An 18,635-nucleotide genomic window follows, 5' to 3' on the forward strand; every position below is an offset into this window, starting at 1 on the left:
GCTGCAGCGCATTCAGCGCAGCCAGCAGACGGTAGCGTTGCGCGCTCAGCCTTTACGTATTGCCTATCCGGAAGAACTGCCGGTCAGCGGCAAGCGAGATGAAATTCTCGCGGCACTGCGCGACCATCAGGTAGTGGTGGTCGCCGGTGAAACCGGTTCCGGTAAAACCACGCAATTACCTAAAATTTGCCTGGAAGCCGGTTTTGGCCGTCAGGGGCGGATTGCTCATACCCAGCCACGGCGTCTGGCTGCGCGTGCGGTTGCGCAGCGAATTGCTGAAGAACTGGGTTGTGAGCTTGGTCAGCAGGTTGGCTATCAGGTGCGCTTTACCGACCAGAGCGTCGATGCCAGCCGGGTAAAGTTGATGACCGATGGTATTTTGCTGGCGCAAACCCAGCATGGCCGTTTTCTTAATGAATACGACGCCATCATTATCGACGAAGCGCATGAGCGCAGTCTGAATATTGATTTTTTGCTGGGCTATTTAAAGCAGCTGCTGCCACAGCGCCCGGATCTGAAAATTATTATTACCTCGGCCACCATCGATGTTGACCGTTTCGCTCAGCATTTTGCCGATGCCAGTGGTAAAGCAGCTCCGGTGATTGAAGTATCCGGTCGTACTTTTCCGGTTGAAGTCCGATACCGTTCTTTATTACGTGATGAAGAGGACGCGGATGACCGCACTTTGTTTGAGGGTGTGGCTGAAGCACTGGCAGAACTGCGCGAAGAAGATAAAAAATCCGGTCAGCATGGTGATGTACTGATTTTTATGCCGGGTGAGCGTGAAATCCGCGAGTGCGCCGAATTTTTACGCCGCGCACAATTACCGGCCACCGAAATCCTGCCGCTCTATGCGCGTTTAAGCGGTGCCGATCAGCAGAAAATCTTTAAGCCTCACGGTGGCCGGCGGGTGGTGCTGGCCACTAACGTGGCCGAAACCTCGCTGACGGTGCCGGGCATCCGTTATGTGATTGATTCCGGCGTGGCGCGCATCAGCCGCTACAGTTACCGCAGTAAAGTACAGCGGTTGCCGGTTGAGGCTATTTCTCAGGCCAGTGCCAATCAGCGTGCCGGTCGTTGTGGCCGTACTTCGCCAGGTATCTGTATCCGTCTGTACGAAGAAGCCGATTTTCTTGCCCGCTCAGAATTTACCGATCCGGAAATTCAGCGCACGAATCTGGCCGCGGTTATTTTGCAGATGCTGCATCTGAAATTAGGGCGTCTGCAGGACTTTCCCTTTATCGATGCCCCCGACGAGCGTTTTATTAAAGACGGTTTTAATCTGCTGCAGGAACTTGAAGCGGTTGATGCAGACGGGAATATGACAACGCTGGGCCGGCAGATGGCGCGTCTGCCGGTCGATCCGCGTATTGGCCGGATGTTGCTCGAAGCAAAGCAGCAGCAATCATTGCGCGAGGTGCTGATTATTGCTGCGGCATTAACCGTGCAGGACCCGCGTGAGCGCCCGCCGGAAAAACAACAGGCCGCGGATGAAAAACACCGCCTCTGGCAGCACGAAGAATCCGATTTTCTCAGTCTGGTGAATTTATGGTTTGCCTATGAAGAACAGCGTCAGGAAACCTCGCAGGCGCAGTTGCGTAAATGGTGCAGCAAACATTTTCTGTCTTTTATGCGCATGCGTGAATGGCGCGATACCCATCGCCAGCTGCATGTATTGTGCAAAGAGCTGGAATTAAAAGAAAACACCGAACCGGCCAGCTACGAAGCCGTACATAAAGCCTTGCTGGCCGGTATGCTCAGTCAGATTGGTTTTAAATCGGAAGGGCAGGAATATCTGGGCGCCCGTAACCGTAAATTGTTTATTTTTCCGGCGTCGGGGCAATACAAGAAAAAACCGAAATGGATGATGACCGCTGAACTGGTTGAAACCAGTAAGCTGTATGCGCGTACGGTGGCGCGCATAGAACCGCAGTGGATAGAGCAGGTCGGCAAGCCGCTGCTGAAATATCAGTATTTTGAACCACATTGGAATGCCCAGCGTGGGCAGGTAACCGCTTTTGAGCAAAGTACGTTATACGGATTGATCGTTAATCCGCGCAAACGGGTTAACTATGCGTTAACGCATCCGCAGGAAGCACGGGAAGTCTTTATTCAGGAAGGCCTGGTAGAGCAGCAGTTGCGCAGCAAACTGCCGTTTTACCGCAAAAATATTGCACTGCTGAAAGAAGTCACTGAGTACGAAGAGAAATCCCGCCGCCGTGATCTGGTCATTGACGATGCCTGGCAGGCCGAGTTTTATCGACGGCATTTACCACTGGAAATTCCGTCGGTCAGACACCTTGAGCGCTGGTATGAAAAAGCCTCCGCGGCGGAGAAAAAAGCACTCGAATTTACCCGCGATCAGTTACTCAGCGCGGATGCCGCAGGCATTGGCGCCAGGGATTTTCCCGGCGAACTGGAATGGCAGGGCATGGCTTTTCCGCTCAGCTATACCTTTGCACCAGGAACCGATAATGATGGCGTCAGTCTGAGTGTGCCGGTGGCTATGCTGCAACAGGTTCCGGATGCTCAGGTGGAGTGGCTGGTGCCCGGCTTTATCGGTGAAAAAGCCGCTCAGCTGATTAAAGGTTTACCCAAGGCCGTGCGCAAAAACTTTGTACCTGTACCGAATACGGTAGAAGTATTTCTGCGTCAGGCGGATGCCTCTCAGGGTGGTCTGTATATTCAGTTACTGAATTTTCTTAATAAAACCCAGCGTCCGCCGCTGGAATTATCACAGTTGCTGGAGGTTGAGTTAGCGCCGCATCTGCGCATGAATATCCGGGTGATGTCCGATGGCAAGTTACTGGCGCAGGGGCGCGATCTGACTGCGTTAAAAGCGCAGCTGAGTGATGCCAGTCAGCAGCAGGTACTGACGCTGGCGCATCAGGATTATCAGCGCAGCGATATCAGTCAATGGGATTTTGCCGATTTACCGGAGACTATCCAAACGCAGGTGAATGGTTTACCGGTACGCGCTTTTCCGTGTTTACGTTTGCAGGGCCAGCAGCTGGAGCTGACGGTTGAGGCCAATATTAACGACGCCCGCCGCGCACACCGCACCGGCGTCAGTCGCCTGATCCGCAACGCTCTGCCTGAACAGGAGCGGATGCTGAAAGCCCATATTCAGAAAACCATGGCCAGCCGCTGGTTGCTGGCAAAAGGTCTGGGCGGTCAGGCTGATATTGCCAATGACCTGCTTGAGGCTGCGTTTATTCAGGTGTTTGTGCCTCTGGATGAGGCGCTGCCTTACACTGAGGCTGAATATAAAGCCCGTCTGGAGCGCCGCGCTGAGCTGATTGCCCATGGCGAACGGTTACTGGCGCAATATATTGAGTGGCTGCAGCTGCGCCATACCATCCTGAAACGTATTGGTGGTGCGGTCAGTCTTGATCGTGCGATGGCCTACAGCGATGTAAAAGCTCATCTGCAGCGGCTGCTGGCTTCCGGTTTTATGAGCCGCACCCCCTGGGTTCAGCTGCAATGCTACAGCCGTTATTTACGCGCAATGGAATACCGCATCGATAAGCTGCAGGGCAATCTGCCGCGTGACCGGCAGTCGATGATTGAGTATGAGGCGCTGGCAACCCCTTATCTGGAATTACTGGCGCGTGTTGACATCGATGACCACCCACAATTGCAGGAATTTGGCTGGCTGCTGGAGGAGTGGCGGGTGTCGTTGTTTGCTCAGCCGCTGGGTACCCGTGAGCCGGTATCGATGAAACGGCTGCAGAAGCGTTGGCTGGAAATCCGTGATATCTGATTTTTTTTCGTCTGTTCTGTAAGAAGCGGGAATACCCTGCGACTAAGGTTAGGTGCACGGCAAAAGGGTTGAATTAATTACCTTTTCCGGGCACTAATGTGTCAGCCTCCGCTCTACGGATGCGGGGCCAGACTCTTAATAACCAATGAACAGGACTACATCATGGCTAAGAAAACAATGAACCCCGTTGCTGCTGTACTGGGTACCGCCTTTATTGCCGCGCTGGCTCAGGCGCCGGTAGCCTCTGCTGCTGAAAACCCATTTGCATCCGCCGAGTTACAGTCTGGTTATAAGCTGGCTGCAAACCATGAAGGCAAGTGCGGTGAAGGTAAATGCGGCGCCGAAAAAACAAAATCTGAAGGCAAGTGCGGCGCAGAAAAAACCAAATCCGAAGGCAAGTGCGGCGAAGGCAAATGTGGTGCTGAAAAGTCCAAGGCAAATGCTGAAGGTAAGTGCGGCGAAGGCAAGTGCGGTGCCAGCAAAACGAAAGCTGAAGGCAAATGCGGCGCAGATAAATAACGATGAAAACATCCTCCCACTTCGTTTCCGGAGCCGGGTTGGGTTTGCGGCGGGCTTTGATGGGCCCGCTGGCAGGCGTGCCGGATTCGGCGATTGATTTTATGGAAATTGCGCCGGAAAACTGGATCGGAATTGGTGGCCGTTTTGGCAAACAGTTACGCCAGTTTACTGAACGGTATGATTTTCTTTGTCATGGTCTGTCTTTATCTCTGGGTGGCCCGGCACCACTCGATGAAGCACTGGTCCGCTCGGTCAAAAGCTTTATGCAGGAACATGGCATTAAGGCCTACAGCGAGCACCTGAGCTATTGCAGTGATGATGGTCATTTATATGATCTGATGCCTATTCCAATGACCGAAACTGCCGTTAATTATGTCGCTGAGCGCATTATGCGGGTGCAGGATATTCTCGGGCAGCGTCTGATTATCGAAAATGTGTCAACCTATGCCGAACCCGGTAAAGAAATGTCGGAGCAGGATTTTGTCTGCGCAGTACTGGAAAAGGCCGACTGCGACCTGCTGCTGGATGTTAATAATGTTTATGTGAACAGTATTAACCATGGTCAGGATGCGTTGGCTTATATCCGCGCCATGCCATCAGAACGTATCCGCTATCTGCATATTGCCGGTCATTATGATGAAGCCGATGACCTGTTGGTTGATACCCATGGCAATGCGGTTAAAGCCGATGTCTGGCAATTGTTGCAGCATGCTTATCAGTGTCATCGGGTGCTGCCGACGCTGCTGGAGCGGGACTTTAATTTCCCGGAGGTGGCTGAGTTAGTGGCTGAGCTCGATATTGTCCGCCAGTATCAGGCTGACGCACGGTGCGCTTTAAAAAATACCCCACTGGTCAGCGGAGGTACTTATGGCAATCGCTGAGCGTGAGCACCTTAAGCTGCAGCGGGAATTTGCCGCTCATCTGCGCAATCCAGAGGTGGTAGCTGCGCCCGGGAGTATCGATGAGCGCCGCCTGTCAGTTTATCGCGAACTGTTTTTTAATAACGTTAAAGGCTTTCTGGACACAACCTTTCCGGTCTGTGCCGAAGTGCTGGGCGAATCTCGCTGGCAGGCCTTGGCGCGTGATTTTTTTGCCAGTTACCGCGCCCAGAGTCCTTATTTTCTGGAAATTCCGCGTGAATTCCTGACTTATCTCGAAACGCATTATCAGCCTTACGCTGATGATCCTGAGTATTTTTATGAGCTGGCCCATTATGAGTGGCTGGAGCTTGCGCTTGATATCGCTGTTGCTGCTGATACTACCGGACTGAAGAGTGAGTTGACCGAACAGAATCTGGCAGCCGGCATTCCCTTAGTGGCAGTGGCTGAAGGTTTTCTTTATCAGTATCCGGTACACGAAATATCGTTACAGAATAAATTCCCTGAAGCGAAAGCAACGGCGCTGATCGTTTATCGTGCACCGGATGATCAGGTCCGCTTTATCGAAACCAATCCTTTTACCCTGCAATTACTGGCTCTGCTGAAAGAACAAACGCTCAGTGGCTATGACGCTGTCTGCATGTTACTGCAACAGGCCGGAATGAGTGTCAGCGATGCTGCAGTTGCCGGTGGTATGGCTATTCTGCAGCAATGGGCCGGGCAGGGATTAATTACCGGTGTTCAGGCCGTAACCGAAGCGGATTAATCTGAGGAATATGTTATGTCATTAGTCAGTTTTCTTGATGCGCAGCACGACCGGTTAAATTCAACCCGTGCTTTCGATTTTTTGGCTCCTCTTGCTTTGCGCCTGTACCTGGCTGCTGTTTTTTGGGTAGCCGGTGTGAATAAAGTGGCCGGCTTCGATAATGTGGTCGAATGGTTTGGTAACAGCGATTGGGGATTGGGGTTACCTTTCCCCTGGCTGATGGCATTTCTGGCGACGGCTGCTGAAGTGGGCGGTGCGGTTTTGCTGCTGCTGGGGCTTGGCACCCGTTACATTGCTGTGCCCCTTATGATTACCATGCTGGTCGCCATTTTTACCGTGCACTGGGATCATGGCTGGCAGGCGGTTGCGGATCTGAATTCTCCGGGGGCCACGGCGGCGACAGCAGAGGCATTAACCCGTCTGGAACGGGCACGTGAAATATTGCAGGAATATGGCAACTATGCCTGGCTGACGGCGGATGGACGTTACAGTTTTGTGGTGTCCAATAACGGTATTGAATGGGGCGTCACCTATCTGCTGATGCTGCTGGTTTTGTTTTTTCAGGGGGCTGGCCGCTGGTTCAGTCTGGACTACTGGATCGAGCAACGTTACCGGGCGCAATAGAGTGTTCCGTACGTGTTGCGTTCGTGGTGCGCGTGGGTCTGTTTTTATCGGTTCTGAGCTGTTTTAATGATGCGAAATTTACAGTAGAGAATTCATGATGCGCGCACCATGGTTGCTCCCCTTATGCCTTGCTTCTTCATTAAGCTGGGCGGCAGAGACGACAGATCCAGACCCCTGGGAAGGGTTTAATCGCTCTGTATTTGCGTTTAATGAAAATCTGGATAAATACATCGCCAAGCCTCTGGCGCAGGGGTATCAGTACATAACCCCCGAGCCTGTCGATCAGTCGGTAACGCATTTTTTCTCCAACCTTGGTGATGTGCTGGTTATCGTTAATGATATTGGCCAGCTGAAAATGGGGCAGGCGTTATCAGATACAGCCCGTTTTCTTATTAACAGCACTGTTGGGTTCTTTGGCGTGTTTGATGTGGCTACGCATATTGGCCTGCCAAAGCATGACGAAGATTTTGGTCAGACGCTTGGCTACTGGGGTGTGGGCAGCGGACCTTATCTGATGTTGCCGTTCCTTGGGCCCAGCACTTTGCGTGATGGTACTGGTCTGTTGATCGACTACCAGAGTGATCTGGGGTACACCGGAATTGGCAACAACTACGCACAGGAGATTGGGCTTTATACCGTGCGTGGGGTTGACCTGCGTGCCGACTTAATTGCCTCTGAGGGGCTGATCTCCGGCGATCGTTATACCTTTATCCGCAGCTTTTATCTGCAGCGTCGTGAATATCTGATTAACGATGGCGTTGTGCAGGATGAGTTCGAAGATGACTTTGACGATTTCGATGATGAAGAAGACTGGGGAGACGATTGGGATAAATAATGTTCTCCGCCTGGTCAGTATAAAAAAACCCGCATCAGCGGGTTTTTTTATACGCGCCGGATGTTGATCAGGCGTTACGCTTTGGCAGTACGTCTTTCAGTTTATTGCGCATGCTGCGGATAGCTTCTGCTGTTTCGTCCCAGCTGATGCAGCCATCGGTAACTGATAAACCGTATTCCAGATCGTCGAGATTGGCCGGGATGTTCTGGCGGCCATGTTTCAGATTGGATTCCACCATCAGGCCGATAATGGATTTGTTGCCTTCCAGAATCTGGTTGGTGACATTATCCATAACCAGAGGTTGTAACGCCGGGTTTTTATTGGAGTTCTCATGGCTGCAGTCAACCATGATGTTCTGCGCCAGATCGGATTTCGCCAGCGCCTGTTCGGCCAGGGAAATATTCACTGAGTCGTAGTTCGGCTTGCCGCCGCCACCACGTAAAACCACGTGACCGTATGGGTTACCCTTGGTCGATACGATGGATACTTTACCGCCCTGATCAATACCGAGGAAGCGGTGCGGGTTGGCAACCGACATCAGGGCATTGGTTGCAACGGTCAGGCTGCCGTCAGTGCCGTTTTTAAAGCCGACAGCAGAAGACAGGCCAGAGGCCATTTCACGGTGAGTCTGGGATTCGGTGGTGCGCGCACCGATGGCTGACCAGGTGATCAGATCCTGCAGATATTGCGGAGAAATCGGGTCCAGAGCTTCGGTAGACAGTGGCAGGCCGAACTCGGCGAGATCAATCAGCAGGCGGCGGGCAATGTGCAGGCCGTCCTGAATCTTGAACGTATCGTTCATATAGGGATCGTTGATCAGGCCTTTCCAGCCGACGGTGGTGCGCGGCTTTTCAAAGTAAACGCGCATTACCAGATACAGGGTATCGCTGACTTCTTCGGCCAGATCGCGCAGGCGAGCTGCATATTCTTTGGCGGCTTCTACGTCATGGATGGAGCAGGGACCAACGACGATAAAAATGCGGTGGTCTTTACGGTCCAGAATATCGCGCACGACCTGGCGGCCTTGCTGTACGCTGGCAACAGCGGCTTCGCTGCTGGGCATGTCGGTTTTCAGTTGTTCCGGGGTGATCAGCGGAACAATCGACTCAATATTGAGATCTTCTACGCGATTGTCAGTCATTCTGCTTCCTGATTGTGGGCGAATGTGGGCGAATGTAATTCTGTTACAATGATGCCCGATTATGACAAATGATAACCCGCTTGCACATCCATTCCCGCTGACAGATGCACGCAATTCTGCGCAATTGTATCTGGGCCTGCCTATGTGGTTTATGCCGGACTGGAAAGGAGGGCTGCTGAATACCCATTGTGGTGCCGCAGACGCACTGAGCAGTTATTCGCAGGTATTCAGCTCGGTGGAAGGTAATACCACCTTTTATGGGCTGCCGTCTGCTGATCGGGCAGAGCGCTGGGCGCGGCAGGTTCCTGAACATTTCCGCTTTTGTTTTAAAGTGCCGAAAAGTATCAGTCACGCAGACGATATTCCCCGTCAGCTGCTAAAAGAAGGTCCGTTGCTGGCGGATTTTATTACTCCGCTGCGTGAGCGTGTTGGTGTGCTGTTACTGCAATTGCCGGCCAGTTTTACACCTCAGCGCAGTGCAGAGCTATTTTCCGCGCTGGAAATACTACAACGGCTGGTAAAGCTGCCGCTGGCGGTTGAGTGCCGCCATCCGGGATTTTTCCTCAAAGATCAGCACGAAGTGACGTTATTGCAGGAGTTAAAGTGGCTGGCGGTTAATCGGGTTGTCTTTGACAGCCGTGGCCTGTTCCGGGATGGCTCGATAACAGACGCGGTTATTCATGCGCAAAGTAAAAAGCCGCGCCTGCCGGTGCATCCTCTGGCAACGGCACAGAATCCCGTTGTCCGTTTTATCGGCCATTCAGACTGGCAGCAGAATCTGCTGTATCTGCAACAGTGGCAAACTAAAATTCAGCAATGGCTGCGCGAAGGCCGGTCGCCATATTTCTTTGTGCATACCGCCGGGAATCATGATTGCCCGGAGTTCGCACGTTATCTGGTTAGGTTCTGGCAGGGTACTATGGCTGATTGGCCGGGAGAGGGGGCCGGAGGCAATTCCGCTGCAGGAAATACAGCGGATTTGTTTGCTTAAGTTGCTGCCGGGATCAGCGCAGCTTGCTTTGCAGTTCTTTAAATTTCATTACTTTTTCGGCTTCGAATACCCAGGTGCCCTGAGTCTCTTCGCCGTCAAGCAGACCCTCGCGGGCATAGCGTTTTACCGTGACGGGTTTGAGTTCAAGAATTTCCGCAACTTGTTCCAATGACAGTTTTTCCGATATGCTCACAGATATCCCTCCGTATTTTTCTGTAAGCCTAGACCGGATTTCTCCGGGTGTTGGCAGAATTAAGGAAATGTCAGGTGAAAAACAAGAGGGTGAACATTTCCGGTGCGCACCTGGGCAGGAATCAGAAGAATGCGTATTTTGCTCCCAGCATCAGCAACAGGCTGGCAAGTATGGGCTTTAACAGTTCATCCGGCATTTTTCGGCTCAGGTGGCTGCCAACATGGATGGCCGGAAGAGAGCCGATTAACAGCGCGCCGAGCAGGGCGAAATCAACATTACCCAGATACATATGGATAAAGCCGGCGCACAGTGTCAGCGGCACGGCGTGAGCAATGTCGGTGCCGACAATGTGGGTTGAACGCAATGCAGGATAAAGCAGCATCAGAATGGCGGTGCCAATGGCGCCTGCGCCAACCGACGATAACGTAACGAATACGCCGAGAAAAACACCCATAACAAAAGTAGCCTGAGGTCGCCATCTGGCCCAGTTGCGTGAGCTGGCTCTGCTGGCCCATTGCTGGATCTGTTTGCGCAGCAGTATGACCACCGCCGTGAGCAGCAGCATGATGCCAAGAGCATTGCGCAGCAGGTGGGCGTAGTTTTCCGGGTGTTGGAACAGATATTCAAGCAGCAGGCCGGTCAGAAGTGCACTGGGAATGCTGCCCAGTGCCAACAGTTTTACTAAGGCCCAGCGGACATGACTCTGCTTGTGGTGGCTCCATGCGCCTCCTGCTTTGGTAATGCCGGCATACATCAGATCGGTACCTACGGCGACCTGCGGCGGGAAGCCAAACAGCAACAAAAGCGGGGTCATCAGAGCGCCACCGCCAATGCCTGTCATGCCAACAATCAAGCCAACGCCAGCGCCAGCTGCTATATATAACAAAATATCCATGAAATATGGTCTAAAGTAGTACAGGAGGCTCTAAGAGAGGCGATTGATGCTAATGTAGAGGGTGGCATCTATTCTGGAAAAGAATATTTGTTTATATTTTTATAACAAATACTGAGGTTTGGCAGGGAGGAATTATGAAATTGCAGCAATTGCGATACATCTGGGAGGTAGCGCATCACGACCTCAACGTGTCGGCAACAGCCCAGGTGCTGTATACCTCGCAGCCGGGCATCAGTAAGCAGATCCGTCTGCTGGAGGATGAGCTGGGGGTTGAGATTTTTGCCCGCAGCGGCAAGCACCTTACCCGAATCACTCCTGCTGGCGAGGCCATTTTGCAGGTCGCTGGCGAAATTTTGCGCAAAGTTGAAAGCATTAAGCAGGTTGCGCAGGAGTTCAGCGATGAAGCCAAGGGCAGTCTGTCCATTGCGACGACGCATACTCAGGCACGTTATGCGCTGCCTGGCGTAATCGAGAAGTTTATGCAGCAGTATCCGGATGTTTCCCTGCACATGCATCAGGGGACACCGATGCAGATTGCAGAAATGGCCGCCAACGGCACGACCGATTTTGCTATTGCCACCGAAGCGATGGAGCTGTTCGGCGATCTGATTATGATGCCGTGCTACCGCTGGAACCGCAGTATTCTGGTGCCGCGCACGCATCCGCTGGCGCAGCACCCAAGGCCGACGCTGGAGCAGGTGGCCGCTTATCCACTGGTTACCTACGTCTTCGGATTCACCGGGCGTTCCAAGCTGGATGATGCCTTTAAGAGCCGCGGCCTGACGCCACGCATTGCCTTTACTGCGGCCGATTCCGACGTTATCAAGACCTATGTGCGTCTAGGTGTCGGTGTGGGTATTGTTGCCAGTATGGCGCTCGATAAAGAACTGGATGATGATCTGGTGGCACTGGATGCCAGCCACTTATTTGCGTCCAGCGTGACCAAAATCGGCTTCCGTAAAGGCACCTTCCTGCGTGGTTATATGTTCGATTTTATTGCCGCCTTTGCGCCGCATCTTACCCGCGATCTGGTTGAGCGGGCGGCGCAGTGTCATAACAAGCAGGAAATTGATGAGCTGTTTGCCGGAGTAACTTTACCGGAGCATTGATGATTTATTCCTGTGACAAAAAAGCCGCTCAGTGAGCGGCTTTTTTGTTGTTTTCCGGTATCAGCCCTTGCTGATGATATTGCCGGCGTGCAGGCCACATTCTTTGTGGCCGGCGCCTTCCCACCACCAGCGGCCTTCACGCTCGTGCTGGTTGGGCAGGGTTGGGCGGGTGCATGGCTGACAGCCGATGCTGACAAAACCCTGTGCGTGCAGCTTGTTGTAAGGCACGTCGAATACTTTGATGTACTCCCACACCTGAGCTGAGCTCCACAGAGCCAGTGGGTTGTACTTGGTCAGCTCACCGTTGCGCCCCTGAAAAGCACCATCGGCTTCGACCAGTTGTACATCGCTGCGGGTGCCGGGGCTCTGGTCACGGCGCTGGCCGGTGATCCAGGCGTCAAGGGTTGCCAGCTTGGCTTTCAGGGGAGCGATCTTACGGACGCCGCAGCATTCCTGATGGCCATCTTCGTAGAAACTGAACAGACCCTTTTCGCGGACGAAGTTCTGCAGTGCAGCTTGCTCTGGCGTACGCACGTCGATGCTGATGTTGTAGTGTTTGCGTACCGCTTCGATAAATTCGTAGGTTTCAGGGTGCAGGCGGCCGGTATCCAGAGTGAAAATTTCGACATCAGGCTTAATTTTTACGGCCATGTCGATCAGTACAACGTCTTCGGCACCGCTGAAGGATACTGCGATTGCATCGTGATTTCCGATGGCGTGGCGGATCAGATCTTTCGGGCGCTTGTCGGCAAATTGCTCATTGAGAGCGGTAAAATCCTGGGTCATGGTTCTGGCCTAATCGGTTGCTGTGGGCCGGCGTTTTCTGTTGGCTTGCGCTGATGGCACCAGGGCAGACGCCGTGCATTCTTTGTGGTGGAGATTAGCATGGCATTTTTAGCTCAAATAATAATAAAAAAGAATATTATTATGCCGCTATTATGGTGTGTATCTGCAGGGATGTTGTCAATCGGGGTGCATATGGCTAGAGTACGCGCCGAATAACAGTCTTCTGTCTAATTGTGGAGTATTCATGGAAATCGCGTGTCTTGACCTTGAGGGTGTACTGGTTCCGGAAATCTGGATTGAGTTTGCCCAAAAAACCGGTATCGAAGAGCTGAAGGCAACGACGCGCGATATCCCCGACTATGACGTGCTGATGAAACAGCGCCTGCGCATTCTGGATGAGCATAACCTGAAGATTCAGGATATTCAGGAGGTGATTGCCACCCTGAAGCCGCTTGAAGGTGCGGTGGAGTTTGTTAACTGGCTGCGTGAGCGCTTTCAGGTGATTATCCTGTCGGATACTTTCTATGAATTCTCTCAGCCTCTGATGCGCCAGCTGGGTTTTCCGACCCTGTTCTGCCACCGTCTGATCACTGACGAAAGCGGCCGTGTGGTTGATTACAAGCTGCGTCAGGCTGATCCCAAACGCCAGTCAATCCGTGCGCTGCAGACTATTTACTACCGTACCATCGCGGCTGGTGACTCATACAATGACACTACTATGCTGGCGGAAGCCGATGCAGGCATCCTGTTCCATGCGCCACAGAATGTGATTGATGAGTTCCCGCAATTCCCGGCCGTACACACCTATGAAGACCTGAAGAAGGAATTCATCAAAGCCAGTAATCGCGATCTGACTCTCTGAGCATAAAACGCTCAAAAGCAGTAAAAACAACAATGCCGGCAATTGCCGGCATTGCTGTTTCTGGAGGGCATCTGATGTCTGGAGGGGGTGGAAAAGGGGGCAGGTAAAGGCTCAGAGCGGCGTGTTCAGAATGCGGCCTACTTTGCTGTGAATCTCCTGCCATTCATCTTCCCAGGTGGAATCCATCACGATGCCACCTCCGCCCCAGCAGACGGCTCCATTTTTAGTTGCGGCGATGGTGCGGATAAGAATGTTGAAGTCGGCATAGCCGGCATCATCGAAGTAGCCCAGAACACCGCAATAGGCTCCGCGTGATTCATGTTCCAACTCATCAATGATTTCCATGGCCCGGCGCTTGGGTGCGCCCGTGATTGAACCGCCGGGCAGGGCGTCAAAGATCACATCCACTGCGTGCTGATCAGGGCGTCTGGTCGCTACGATGGTACTGACCATATGATGCACATTGGCGTGGCTCTCAATATCAAACAGCTTGGTCACTTTAACCGAGAAGGGTTCGGCGCTGCGGCTCAGATCGTTGCGCAGCAAATCCACAATCATCAGATTCTCGGCACGGTTCTTGGGGCTGTTGGCCAGCCACTGACGATTGTGTTCGTCGGCTTCGGCCGTTTCACCTCTGGCAATGGTGCCCTTGATTGGCTTGGTTTCGATACGGTCACCATCAATGCGGATAAAGCGCTCCGGGCTGACGCTGAACAGTGTCTGTGCCGGTGTTTTCAGATACGCCGAAAAGGGTGCATTGAAGGTTTGCAGCAGCGATGCCGGGTTGTGGTTGGTAAGGTCTGACTGGCAATGAAAAGGCATTGCCAGGTTAACCTGATAGCAATCACCGGCTACCAGATAATTACGCGTAGCGCCAAAGGCCTGCTGATATTGCTCCTTGCTCCAGCCGCTCTGCCATTGCTGCTGTGGGGATGATGGGTTATCTGTTTTTCTGTGCTTCTGTATGGCTGCCTGAATGTGATTGATAAAAGGAATCGTGACTGTGTCGGGCAGATTGTGCGGATTCTGCAGGTTGCAGCTGTTTTCAGCAAAATCCAGATAAATACTCAAGGGGTAGTGAAAAAACTCTGCAAGCGGGGTAGTTGATTGCGATGCAGGCAGCCCCTGCAGAACCCTGCCGGCCTCGTAGCTTAGGTAGCCCGCCCATCCGCTACAAAAAGGCGCTGTTACTGGCGAGGAGTGTGGCCGGTTGCGGTTGCTTGCTGAGTGTTTCCGAATGACTTTGCGTATCTGCTGGAGATCCTGCTTGTTGCTGGCTGTCAGTGACTTGTCAGGAAGGCAGGCCAGTATCGCTGTGCTCTCCTCTGAATTGCTAGGATGGACGTTTTGCGACACATTTGGTTGATGACTGCCCCGGGATTTGCCGGAAAACATCAGTATTGGATTATCCAATAAGTGGCCTGACAGGAGGGCTTCCAGGGCAGAGAAGGGTAGTTTTTTGTGTATCATTTCAGGCCAGTTTTTTAAGATGTATTTAAGATTAAGTTGTTGAATTGTAAGGGATATTAAGGGGTGTTTAGCAGAAAGTACCAGTGTCGTAATGGGGAGTTGGGTTAGAGCGTGTAATTAATTGTAAAAAAGTGGTGGACAACACCAAACCCCCATAATAGATTGTTCAACAATTCTCCGGGCAGTTACGAATTGCCTGAACAGAAATAAGAATAAAGAAAACTGTAATCAGAAACCAATTTTAAAAAATTCACAGAGATTGTACCGGGTGGGGCTGTAACGGCCTGACGGTATGGGATCGGTGATAGGGCACGGAAAATGCCCGGAAACCTAAGAAAAATAATCAGGAGTGTGCACATGAAATTCCTTAAGAAAGCTTCTCTCGCCGCGGCTATCGCAGCAGCATCAATCTCTGCTCAGGCAGAAATGGTTGCTCTGGATGACGCTACTATGTCTGCAACCACCGGTCAGGCTGGTGTGACAATTGAAATTGAAATCGGTGGTTCAGGTATCTCTGTTGGTGAGATTGAATACACCGATGAAGGTTCTGTATCCCTGCAAAACCTGACTGTAAACAATGTAACCAACCTGACTCAGACTATCGATGTTGATGCTAGCGGTAACCTGCTGCTGGGTATGTCTGGTGTTACTGGTATGCAAATCGCATTGGGTGATACTGCTGCTGACACTACTGGTCAGTACAGTGCGGTAGCTCTGCGTAGCACTGCAGGTGAAACCACCGAGCTGGTTAATAATCTGGATATGACTCTGAACCTGGGTGCTTCTACCACCACAATCGCCAACTTGGCAGCTGCTGGTAATGCTGCTGCGCTGGGTATTACTGGTGATGCGGCTACTGGCTCAGTTGCTATTCTGGCGAATACTTCTCTTGAAATTACCGATATGAATGTCGGTGCATTTGGTTATACCGTGCAGCAGGCGGAGACTCGGGCTGATGCTGCTGCTTACGGTGGTAACGGTAACGGTGTTATTGATGGTGCTGAGCAAACTACAGCTGACGCATTGGCAAATGGCTCGGCAGTTCAGATTTCTGGTCTGAAGTTCTACGGTACTGGTGGTGTTGGTACTGCAGCTACTATCGAGCAAACCATCTGGGCTAAAGGTGGTGATGCTTCTCAGGGTGGTGGTGTTTATATTCAGATGGGCCAGATTGCTGGTACTCTGGATATCGCCGGAATCAGCATGGGTGGTGCTTCAATCGGTTCTGTTAAAGTTTCCGATATTAACCTGGCTGGTATGACCCAGCGTATCTACGGTCACAACTAAGTTTTGCTTGGTTTGTCGTAAAAAAAGAAACCCGCTTCGGCGGGTTTTTTTTGCTCTAATATTGTTTTGTCTTTCTTTTGTAAATTTATTTTTTTAATATCCGCATTATAAATTTAACAATAAATGGAAGTAGGGATGCTCAGAAATAAATTAGCCCTCGCGGTTGTATCTTTATGTTCTTCTTTTCATGTTTATGCCGCTGCAATGCAGGAATTGAGTGATCAGCAGATGTCTGGTATTGCCGGGCAGGCTGGTGTCACTATTGAAATTGATATCGACTCTTCAGGTGTTTCGGTTGGTGAAGTGGAATACAGGGATGAAGGGGCTGTTGTTCTGCAAAATATTCAGATCAGTGATGTAAATAACCTGACGCAAACTATCGATGTGGATTCGAATGGTAATTTAATCATTGCTCATGGTGAAGTTTCTGGTATTCAGCTCTTGGTTGGTGATAGTGCGGTTGACACTGATGGAAAGTACAGTGCTGTTGCGCTGAAGAGTGTTGCTGGTGAAACGGCTGAGCTGGTCAATGATATCTCGATGACGGTTGATCTGGGTGCCGGAAGTACCGCGGTTGTTAATATGGCTGAGACTGCAGGTAATGCTGCATTGATTGCGGACCTGCCTGTGGCGGCACGTTCCGGGTCTGTCGCTATTCGTTCGTCTAGCTCACTTGAAATCACTGGTTTTGATATGGGCCTCTTTGGTTATACCGCACAGCAGGCGGCTGATCGTGTGGGTATTAATTTGAGTGGTCAGAATCTTGGTCAGTTTTCTGCCGCGGCACAGTCGGATTTGACTCAGGCTCAGGATCAGCTTGCTACCGCTCAAACGAATCTGGGGAGTGCGCAGACTCTTCTTGGCTCGACTCAGACGACCTTGCAAAATGCCGTTGTGGCTGATGGTTTTTCGGTATCTTTTGCTGCTGACGGATCGGTTCAGGAAATTCGTGATTCGGGTAATGCGGTTATTGATATTGCTTCGTCAGCCTATTCTGCAGATGCAGCAGCTGTTGATTCGGCAGCGGCCGATGCCATTCTTGCTGGAAATGTTGTGACTGGTGCTCAGCAGGGTGTTGTTGATGCAGGTGCTGTTGTTGATGCTGCTGATCTGGCAGGCAATCTGGCCAATGGTGCTGCAGTGAAGGTTCGTGGTCTTAAATTGTATGGCGCGGCAGGCGTTGGTAGTAAGGCTGTTATTGAGCAGACTATCTGGGCTAGGGGTGGTGATGCGGCCAGTGGTGGTGGCGTTTATATTAATATTGGTCGCTTTGATGGGGTTCTTGATGTTGCGGCTGTGGAGGTTGGTGGGGCCTCTCTGGGTGGGGTTAAGGTGAGGGATATTGACCTGAGTGGAATGACTCAGCGTATTTATGGCCATTAAAAAAGATCTCCCCAGAAAAAAACCCGCTAAGGCGGGTTTTTTCTGTTTCAACGGTTCGAAAAGGCCGGAAAAGAAACGAAATTGACACTTTTTGTGTTGGTCGTTTGTGTGATTTTATGTAACATGAGCTTCGACTCACCATAACAATAACAAGTAATAAGTCGGAGGGGCCTCAGGCCATCATCTGTGTTTATCATTCTCCTAGGTTCCATTATTGGCTTTGCCATGGTTCACGAGCTGGCTATTGTGAACGACCGCCAGCAGGGTGATGCCTTTGTTCGCGTGGCCGTGAACGAGCCTTATCAGTATGATCAGCTGGTAAATGTTGAGCCTCTGTCCGTTAAAAAATTCAATAACATTGTGCGCCAGGCGTATGACTATTCCTGCGGCTCTGCTGCACTGACCACATTGCTCGACTTTTATTTGGGTCGTAACTTTCAGGAGCGTCAGGTGATGGAAGGCCTGCTTCGTTTTGGCGAGACAGAGCGTATTGTTCAGCGTCGTGGCTTTTCCCTGCTGGATATGAAACGTCTGGTAACTGCGCTGGGACATCCGTCCGGTGGCTTTAAAGCAGAAGCCAAAGATTTGCTGGAACTGGATCACCCGGCGATTGCCCCTATTGAATATGCTGGGTTTAAGCATTTTGTGGTTATTCGTGCTGTCTATGAAAACCGCGTTTATCTGGCCGATCCTGCGTTGGGTAATATCAGTTTTACCCTTAGTCGGTTTTTGGAAATCTGGGACAATAACGTGCTGTTTATCGTTTTCCCTAACGGCCATAAACCAGCAAGCGGTCTGGAATTGCGCGAAGAAGATATGCGCTATGTTTCTGATTTTATTATCGCGGAAAACAGCTATAAAGAATTTCCGCTGATGGCCATGAAGTATGAAGATGCTATCGGTAATGAAATCGCATCAATGAGTAATAATGCTAAATCGTCATTTGTTCCTCAGCTGGACGCTAGCGGCAAAGCCTTGCGTGACGAAGATGGCAATGTGAAGTATGAAATTAAGTTGGAAGATGCGGCTGACGGTGTGAGTTCGGATGAATTCAACGTCAGAGTCACAACCGATGATCCTAATGAACGCCTGGTTAAAGAACTGCGCTTCAGAAGAAAATAATAACGATACGG

General features: G+C 51.4%; 17 protein-coding genes. 12 read left to right on the top strand and 5 right to left on the bottom strand.

All coding sequences use genetic code 11. The features are described from left to right. From hrpA to LGT44_RS19585, 6 genes are all read left to right on the top strand, one after another. Positions 1 to 3,763: ATP-dependent RNA helicase HrpA (gene hrpA / locus LGT44_RS19560; protein WP_230333683.1), on the top strand; the 3,763-nt coding region annotated here is incomplete at its 5' end. A 162-nt stretch (positions 3,764 to 3,925) separates the two neighbouring features. Continuing rightward, entirely contained in the window at positions 3,926 to 4,282 is a 357-nt protein-coding gene (locus tag LGT44_RS19565) for an HvfA family oxazolone/thioamide-modified RiPP metallophore (RefSeq protein ID WP_230332068.1), read from the top strand. 2 nt (positions 4,283 to 4,284) lie between these two features. Next, positions 4,285 to 5,163, top strand: a complete 879-nt coding sequence (locus LGT44_RS19570) for an HvfB family MNIO-type RiPP peptide maturase (protein WP_230332069.1) — start codon at positions 4,285 to 4,287, stop codon at positions 5,161 to 5,163. Beyond that, positions 5,150 to 5,926: an HvfC family RiPP maturation protein gene (locus tag LGT44_RS19575; RefSeq protein WP_230332070.1), complete on the top strand. Its 777-nt coding sequence runs from the start codon at positions 5,150 to 5,152 to the stop codon at positions 5,924 to 5,926. The genes LGT44_RS19570 and LGT44_RS19575 overlap by 14 nt, the downstream gene beginning before the upstream one ends. A 15-nt stretch (positions 5,927 to 5,941) precedes the next feature. Beyond that, positions 5,942 to 6,550, top strand: coding sequence for an HvfX family Cu-binding RiPP maturation protein (locus LGT44_RS19580; RefSeq protein ID WP_230332071.1), 609 nt, complete (start codon positions 5,942 to 5,944; stop codon positions 6,548 to 6,550). A gap of 94 nt (positions 6,551 to 6,644) precedes the next feature. Then, positions 6,645 to 7,385, top strand: a complete 741-nt coding sequence (locus tag LGT44_RS19585) for an MlaA family lipoprotein (protein ID WP_225692767.1) — start codon at positions 6,645 to 6,647, stop codon at positions 7,383 to 7,385. Positions 7,386 to 7,452: 67 nt separating this feature from the next. Here LGT44_RS19585 and LGT44_RS19590 read toward each other — a convergent pair whose 3' ends face one another. Further along, positions 7,453 to 8,526, bottom strand: coding sequence for a 3-deoxy-7-phosphoheptulonate synthase (locus tag LGT44_RS19590; protein ID WP_145468809.1), 1,074 nt, complete (start codon positions 8,524 to 8,526; stop codon positions 7,453 to 7,455). Positions 8,527 to 8,587: 61 nt separating this feature from the next. Between LGT44_RS19590 and LGT44_RS19595 the strand changes: the two genes are divergently transcribed. Continuing rightward, a complete protein-coding gene (locus LGT44_RS19595; protein ID WP_230332072.1) occupies positions 8,588 to 9,517 on the top strand; it encodes a DUF72 domain-containing protein in 930 nt (309 codons plus the stop codon). Positions 9,518 to 9,530: 13 nt separating this feature from the next. On the opposite strand, the gene LGT44_RS19600 is transcribed toward LGT44_RS19595, so the two are convergent. Both LGT44_RS19600 and LGT44_RS19605 read right to left on the bottom strand, forming a co-directional pair. Next, complete coding sequence (locus LGT44_RS19600) at positions 9,531 to 9,710, bottom strand: helix-turn-helix domain-containing protein (RefSeq protein ID WP_230332073.1); 180 nt, start codon at positions 9,708 to 9,710, stop codon at positions 9,531 to 9,533. A gap of 121 nt (positions 9,711 to 9,831) precedes the next feature. Then, the gene (locus LGT44_RS19605; RefSeq protein ID WP_230332074.1) at positions 9,832 to 10,605 is read right to left on the bottom strand and encodes a sulfite exporter TauE/SafE family protein; all 774 of its coding nucleotides are present in this window, start codon (positions 10,603 to 10,605) and stop codon (positions 9,832 to 9,834) included. Positions 10,606 to 10,739: 134 nt separating this feature from the next. On the opposite strand from LGT44_RS19605, the gene cysB reads away from it, so the two are divergent. After that, the gene (cysB, locus tag LGT44_RS19610; protein WP_145468806.1) at positions 10,740 to 11,714 is read left to right on the top strand and encodes an HTH-type transcriptional regulator CysB; all 975 of its coding nucleotides are present in this window, start codon (positions 10,740 to 10,742) and stop codon (positions 11,712 to 11,714) included. Positions 11,715 to 11,774: 60 nt separating this feature from the next. Here the strand turns inward: cysB and LGT44_RS19615 are convergent, their stop codons facing one another. Next, positions 11,775 to 12,500, bottom strand: coding sequence for a phosphoadenylyl-sulfate reductase (locus LGT44_RS19615; protein WP_230332075.1), 726 nt, complete (start codon positions 12,498 to 12,500; stop codon positions 11,775 to 11,777). Between the two features lie 244 nt (positions 12,501 to 12,744). Between LGT44_RS19615 and thrH the strand changes: the two genes are divergently transcribed. Then, complete coding sequence (gene thrH / locus LGT44_RS19620) at positions 12,745 to 13,362, top strand: bifunctional phosphoserine phosphatase/homoserine phosphotransferase ThrH (RefSeq protein WP_225692763.1); 618 nt, start codon at positions 12,745 to 12,747, stop codon at positions 13,360 to 13,362. Between the two features lie 111 nt (positions 13,363 to 13,473). Here thrH and pabB read toward each other — a convergent pair whose 3' ends face one another. Further along, positions 13,474 to 14,832: an aminodeoxychorismate synthase component I gene (gene pabB, locus LGT44_RS19625; protein WP_328296362.1), complete on the bottom strand. Its 1,359-nt coding sequence runs from the start codon at positions 14,830 to 14,832 to the stop codon at positions 13,474 to 13,476. Positions 14,833 to 15,189: 357 nt separating this feature from the next. On the opposite strand from pabB, the gene LGT44_RS19630 reads away from it, so the two are divergent. The 3 genes from LGT44_RS19630 to LGT44_RS19640 all read left to right on the top strand — a co-directional run bounded on the left by LGT44_RS19630 (position 15,190) and on the right by LGT44_RS19640 (position 18,624). Continuing rightward, positions 15,190 to 16,119 carry a DUF6160 family protein gene (locus LGT44_RS19630; protein WP_230332076.1) on the top strand — a complete coding sequence of 310 codons (930 nt, stop codon included), beginning with the start codon at positions 15,190 to 15,192 and terminating at the stop codon, positions 16,117 to 16,119. 135 nt (positions 16,120 to 16,254) lie between these two features. Beyond that, a complete protein-coding gene (locus LGT44_RS19635) occupies positions 16,255 to 17,502 on the top strand; it encodes a DUF6160 family protein (RefSeq protein ID WP_230332077.1) in 1,248 nt (415 codons plus the stop codon). A 186-nt stretch (positions 17,503 to 17,688) separates the two neighbouring features. Continuing rightward, the gene (locus LGT44_RS19640) at positions 17,689 to 18,624 is read left to right on the top strand and encodes a C39 family peptidase (RefSeq protein ID WP_230332078.1); all 936 of its coding nucleotides are present in this window, start codon (positions 17,689 to 17,691) and stop codon (positions 18,622 to 18,624) included. The last annotated feature ends 11 nt before the right edge of the window (positions 18,625 to 18,635 follow it).

The sequence above is a fragment of the Thalassolituus alkanivorans genome (assembly GCF_020447205.1).
Classification (GTDB): Bacteria; Pseudomonadota; Gammaproteobacteria; order Pseudomonadales; family Oceanobacteraceae; genus Venatoribacter; species Venatoribacter alkanivorans.